Source organism: Aeromonas sp. ZOR0001, from assembly GCF_000801015.1.
Classification (GTDB): domain Bacteria; phylum Pseudomonadota; class Gammaproteobacteria; order Enterobacterales; family Aeromonadaceae; genus Aeromonas; species Aeromonas veronii.
In genome coordinates this window covers 21,629-27,858 of record NZ_JRJY01000004.1, presented here as the reverse complement: position 1 = coordinate 27,858, position 6,230 = coordinate 21,629, and the positions used below count along the sequence as shown (strand labels likewise).

Here is a 6,230-nt window from a genome sequence, read left to right as displayed (position 1 = left end):
CCCGCCGTGGCGCCTCCCCTGCCGGTTTGGCCGGTTTGGCGGTATGAGCGCCTGAACGGGATGAGGAGGGACGCGGGCGGCTGCTGGAGCTCGGCGTCAGCTCGGGGGCGGGCAGGCAGCGGCTCTCGCCGGGTGCCAGACCATCCAGGGTCCAGTCGCCGATGGCGTAGCGAATAAGGCGCAGGGTGGGGTGGCCGATATGGGCGGTCATCCGCCGTACCTGCCGGTTGCGTCCCTCGATGATTTTGATCTCCAGCCAGCTGGTGGGGATCTCCTTGCGCTCGCGGATCGGCGGATTGCGCGGCCACACCGCAGGTTCATCCATGATGCGCGCCCCGGCGGGCAGGGTCATGCCGTCATTGAGCTCCACACCGGCGCGCAGGGCGGCCAGTTTTTCCTCGCTCGGAATGCCTTCCACCTGCACCCAGTAGGTCTTGGGGGTCTTCTCCCCCGGCTGGGTGAGGCGCGCCTGCAGCTTGCCATCGTTGGTGAGCAGCAGCAGCCCCTCGCTGTCGCGATCGAGCCGCCCTGCGGCATAGATGCCGGGCTCTTTGATGTAATCCTTGAGAGTCTCGCGGCCCGCCTCGTCGGTGAACTGGCAGAGCACCATGTAGGGCTTGTTCAGCAGGAGCAATTTGCGATCCTCTGGGGCCAGCTCCGGTTTGCGGGGGGATGCATGGCGGGGTGCGGCTGGTTTGGCTGCCGGGCGCGGGGCGTTATCGCGCGGCATACGGTTGACAGAGAGACGGGAGCGGGGAGATTTCATCGGATACACACTTCAGACTGACGATGGCAGCGAGTGTACCACAGGGTGCTGAGGGCTGGATGAATGGCTGGCGTTACAGCAAGCAGCGCCCAGAGCCAATTCGCCTAGCTTAGCAGGCTCTCGATCACGATAGCCTGACGGGCGGGGGCCGAGCCCGCCAACAGCAGGGCGTGGCTGACCACATCGTCGATCATCGCCTGCGCCAGTCGGGTAAGGGGGCGCAGGGTCTCCCGTCCGCTACCAACCGGCACCGCCAGCAGAATAATGGTCTGCACCGGTCCGATTTGAGAGCCCCACTCGATGGGCTCCTTGCAGCTAAGCAGGGCCAGCGTTGGCTGGCTGATCCCTTCGCTCAATACATGAGGCATGGCAAGGCCGGGGCGGATGATGGTGGCCGAGACCTGCTCGCGCCGCTCTACCGCAGCGGTCAGTGTGGCGCGGTCGGTGATCAGCTCGGCGGGCAGCAGATCGATCAGATGCTCGAGGGCCTCGGCTTTGGTCAGCGGTTCGGGGCTGTGGGCCAGCTGGCGCAGGGCAAAATGGTAGTCGGGCAGGGCGTTGGCCAGTCGCAACTCCGCCAGTGCGGCGGTACGCGAGCGCACCAGCGGTTGACCCAGCTCCCCGCACCAGCAGGTGAAGGCCATGTGGGCGAGCTCGGCATCGCACCCTTCAATTTGCAACTGGCAGAGATCGCCGGGCTGGGTGGCGAGGGTCAACAGGGAGAGCTGGTTGCTGGCGGCAACGGTCTGGCGCCGGGTGAGGTTGGCGCAGCGGATGGTGGATTTGAACATCCCCGCCAGCCGGTTTAACTGCTTGGCCTGGGTGATGCTCAACCCCTGCTGGCAGTAGAAGGTGATCTCGCGGGTCAGCATCAGGCCGGGATCGGCAGGGCCTTGAGTACGGCGTTGGCATCCAGCAGCACGGTTTCCAGTCTCACCTGATGGATGGTGCAGCCGAGGAAGCGCTCTTTCTGCTCAATCTCGATATCGGAGGCAATCAGCACCAGGTCGGCGCTGGCAATATCGCGGGCGGTCAGCATGTTCTCCATGCCCATGGCGCCCTGAGTCTCGACCTTGATCTTGAGTCCCAGCCCAGTGGCGGCTTTTTGCAGGGCATCGGCAGCCATATAGGTATGGGCAATACCGGTCGGGCAAGCGGTGACGGCAACGATCTTCATCTGCTCTCTGTGATGCTGGCAAGGGGGAGCAACAAGATAGCGCCAGCGGGGGGCTTTTACCAAAAGCGCATATGAAAAGTGGGATCTTGATGGGGATATGCCCGTCCTTTGAACGGCAATGCAGGCTGATATGGGCCAGCAGGGATTGGGATTTTCCCAAACAACAAGGGCCACCTCTGTGGGTGGCCCTGAACAATCTGCGTCTGTTGTTATGGCTATCAGGCGGTCTGGGCAGCCAGCTCGGCGGCTTTCAGTTCGCGTTTGATGCGGCGGATCTTGCGCTCTTCGGCGACCGCGACACAGCCCATCAGCACCAGACAGGCGGCGGCTGCGATGTCCAGCGCCGCGAAGGTGCCGGTCCAGCCGGTCAGACCGAAGATGGGGGTGCCATCGGCGATCATGCCCAGACCCAGTTTGGCGAAGCTGTCACCGATGAGGTAGGCAAAGGTGCCCTTGACGCCATCGGCTACGCTGATGCCCTGCTTGGGGACGAAGCCCACGGCGGCGACGCCGATCAGCAGTTGCGGACCAAACACCAGGAAGCCCAGGGTGAACAGGGAGCCCAGGAACATAAACTGGGTAGTCGCATGCTGGTAGAGACCCAGGGTGGCGATGATCAGCGCCAGCGCCACGCAGGCAACCAGACCACGACGGCCATTGGCCAGATCGGAGAGGTAACCCCACATCAGGGTGCCGACCAGTGCGCCCACTTCGAAGAAGGTAAAGCCCTGAATAGCCACGTCTTTGGAGAAGCCCAGCTCCTGGTGGGCATAGACGGTGGACCACTGGTCGATACCGATACGCACCACGTAGAGGAAGATGTTGGCAAAGCAGAGCAGCCAGATCACCTTGTTGAGCAGCACATACTTCACGAAGATCTGCCACTTGGTCAGCTTCTGCTCCTCGGTGGCGATATCCTCTTCGCTCGCCACTTCGTCAAACAGCTCTTCCACCTTGCCAAGGCCGTAGGCTTCCGGCGAGTCGCTACCAAAGCGCAGGCCGATAAAGCCGACGATCAGCGCGATGATGGAGGGGAAGATAAACATGCCGAGCACGTTGCCATCAAACAGGTAGTTGGCACCGAACAACGCCACACCGGCTGCACCGGCACCGCCCACGTTGTGAGAGAGGTTCCACATACCCAGATAGGTGCCGCGCTTGTTGCGAGGGGTCCACTTGGTGATGGTGGAGTAGCTGCACGAACCGCCACAGCTCTGGAAGAAACCGCTCAGGGCATAGAAGAAGATCATGAAGTAGAGGCTGAAACCGGTGCCGCCCATGCTGGCACTGAAGCCCAGCATGCAGAGTGCGGAGAGGATCAGCATCAGCGGCAGGAACTGCTTGGTGTTCTTGCCATCGGCGTAGTAGGAGACGATGGTCTTGCCCACCCCGTAGGTGATGGAGAAGCCAAGGCCGATCATGCCAAGCTCGGTCATGGAGAGACCGTACTCCTGGATCATGTCATTTTGCGCAATGTTGAAGTTCTTGCGGATCAGATACATGGTCAAATAGCCAATAAATACAACCAGATAAGATTGCATAAACGGCTTGAACCAGAGCTTGCGCCGGGCTTCGACCGGCAGGTCCAAGGTGGGGACCCGGACCTGTTGGAGCAATTTCAACATCTTCGTTCATCCTCTGCGAGATAGACGGTATTTCCGCCGCGCCCCTCATTTGTAGATAGGTTGTTCGAGGTCACGCCACGGAAGGGGGAACGGAACGTCGGGGCTGTCAGCCGTTGCTGCGCTCGACGCTCCATCCATATAAACCCGGGCCCGGCACGGGATGACGGGGCATATTGCCCATCGCGGTGCGGGTCACGACATCAGGTGGGGTGACTCTAATAAGAGGGGCAAAAAATGGCTTGAGAGCCATCCCTAGTGGGGCTAGGAAATTTTCCTAGTTTTTGCGCTTTCGCGGACAAAGCGTGAGAAACATCACACCGCTGACGCCGGATTGCTGCCATTTCAGCCAGTTTGGCGCTCTGTGTGAGTGCTGGGCTGAGGAGGGGAGAGGCAAGAAGGGAGCTAGGGAAAGGAAAGGGGAGAGACGAGGAAGAGTGCTTATCGACCACCATTTCGTGAGTGTCGATATTGGGGAATACGGCCCACCAGCCATCCCCAAAAAACAAGAGGCCACCCCGTGGGGTGGCCTCTTTTATGGTTTAGGAGCCTCGATGGTGAGGGGGGACTCAGGCCGCCTTGGCCAGAGTTACCTCATCACTCTTTTTGACCCGCAGTTTTTTCAGGGCAACCGCCACCACGCCGGTGACGATGGCACCGCAGATCATGCAGAGCAGGGCCAGCAGCGGCTTGTTGACCGCACCCAGCAGGGCCACGATGGGGCCACCGTGGGCGACGCTGTTGGTGATGCCAAACAGGAAGGCCATCACAGCGGCGGTCATGCTGCCCAGAATGTTGGCCGGGATAACGGCCAGCGGGTCACGGGCGGCGAACGGAATCGCCCCTTCGGAGATACCCACCAGACCCATGGCACCGGCGGCTTTGCCTGCTTCGATTTCAGAGGCATCGAAGATACCGAGCTTGCGACCGAGCACGGTCGCCAGCGACATGCCAAGGGGGGCAGCCGGGATGGCGCAGGCCATGGCACCCATAAACTGGGTCTGACCGGAGGCGATCATGCCGACGGAGAAGAGGAAGGCCACTTTGTTGACCGGGCCACCCATATCAAAGCCGGCCATACCACCCAGCACGATACCCAGCAGCACCAGACTGCCACCGCTCATGGAGAGCAGCATGGCGTTGAGGCCAGTCATCATGTCGGCAATCGGGGCGCCGATGATGAAGATAAAGACCGCAGCGATAAACAGGGAACCGACGATAGGGGCGATCAGGATTGGCACCAGCGGTTGCACCATCTTGTGGTACTGACGGGTGGCAATCCAGCGCACCAGATAGCCGACCAGCAGGCCCGCAATGATGGCACCGATAAAGCCGGTACCGGCGTCAGCGCCGTAGAAGCTGCCGTTGTTGGCGATCCAGCCGCCGATAAAGCCCGGTGCCAGTGCCGGACGATCACCGATGGCGTAGGCGATATAGCCCGCCAGAATGGGGATCATCAGGGTGAAGGCGGCCACGCCGACGTTGAGGATCTGGTTCCACATGCTCCCTTCTGGGATCTGCATGCCGCTCGGGGTCGGGTTGCCGCCGATGGCCAGTGACAGGGCGATCAGCAGACCACCGGTCACCACGAACGGGATCATGTGCGATACGCCGTTCATCAGGTAGCGGTAGAGATCCGAGCTGCCGCCGCTGGCGCGCTTCTCGTCACCCTTCTTCTCATCCTTGTCTGCCACATAGGCGGGGGCTTTCAGCGCCTGCTCAATCAGACCCTTGCCATCCTTGATAGGGGCTTTTACGCCGGTCTTGATGAGGGGTTTGCCAGCGAAGCGGGCCATGTCCACCTGCTTGTCACAGGCCACCACGATGGCGGCGGCGCGGGCGATCTCGTCCGCAGTCGGGCTGTTCTTGACGCCGATGGAGCCGTTGGTCTCCACCTTCACCTCATAACCCAGCTCCTTGGCGGCGCGCTCCAGCGACTCGGCCGCCAGATAGGTGTGGGCGATACCGGCCGGGCAACCGGTGACACCGATGATCAGCCCCTTGTTGGCCGCAGGTGCGGCAGCCGCTTCCTCTTTCTTGGCCAGCAGCAGTGCCAGCGCATCGGCCGGGGTTTTGGCTGCCAGCAGGGCATCGATAAAGCCCTCTTCAATCAGCTTGGCAGAGAGCTCGGCCAGCACCTCGATATGGTGGTTGGCGCCACCGGCCGGGGAGGCAATCATGAAGAACAGTTTGGACGGCTTGCCATCTTCGGCGCCGTAGTCGATGCCGTTGCGGCTGATGCCGATGGCGACGGCCGGGGTGCTGACCGCCGCACTCTTGGCGTGGGGCAGGGCAACACCCTCTTCAAAGCCGGTGTTGTCCAGCTCTTCACGGGCCCACAGATCCTTGACGAACTGCTGCTCGTCGCTGACCTTGCCTTGCGACGCCAGCAGGCGGGCCATCTCGGTGAAGACCTCCTCCTTGCGTGTCGCTTTCAAATCGAGATTGATCAGATGTTCATTGATCAAGGTGGTTATCATGACGCTCTCCCCGCTTCCGGTGACGGAAGCTATGCGTGAGTACGTATCGACGTACTGGATAAAAATGACCTGATCATTATCGCGGCTCGTCCGCACCCTCCCTATCGGATAAATGTGCTAATCACTGGATTTTTGTGCGCAGCAAAACGAGATGTGATGAAGATCCCGTTTTCAGGCAGGACTCG

The 6,230-nt window shown here is 61.2% G+C and carries 5 protein-coding genes; all 5 read right to left on the bottom strand.

The genetic code is table 11. The features are described from left to right. On the bottom strand, window positions 1–766 hold a 766-nt coding region (rluE, locus tag L972_RS00365), incomplete at its 3' end, for a 23S rRNA pseudouridine(2457) synthase RluE (RefSeq protein WP_047434245.1). A gap of 104 nt (window positions 767–870) precedes the next feature. Then, window positions 871–1,638: a PTS sugar transporter subunit IIA gene (locus L972_RS00360; protein WP_047434242.1), complete on the bottom strand. Its 768-nt coding sequence runs from the start codon at window positions 1,636–1,638 to the stop codon at window positions 871–873. After that, on the bottom strand, window positions 1,638–1,943 hold the full coding sequence (locus tag L972_RS00355) for a PTS fructose transporter subunit IIB (protein WP_005334611.1): 306 nt from the start codon (window positions 1,941–1,943) through the stop codon (window positions 1,638–1,640). The genes L972_RS00360 and L972_RS00355 overlap by 1 nt, the downstream gene beginning before the upstream one ends. A gap of 218 nt (window positions 1,944–2,161) precedes the next feature. After that, entirely contained in the window at window positions 2,162–3,568 is a 1,407-nt protein-coding gene (gene uhpT, locus L972_RS00350) for a hexose-6-phosphate:phosphate antiporter (protein WP_005334609.1), read from the bottom strand. Window positions 3,569–4,134: 566 nt separating this feature from the next. Further along, complete coding sequence (locus L972_RS00345; RefSeq protein WP_047434239.1) at window positions 4,135–6,045, bottom strand: PTS fructose transporter subunit IIABC; 1,911 nt, start codon at window positions 6,043–6,045, stop codon at window positions 4,135–4,137. Window positions 6,046–6,230: the final 185 nt, after the last annotated feature.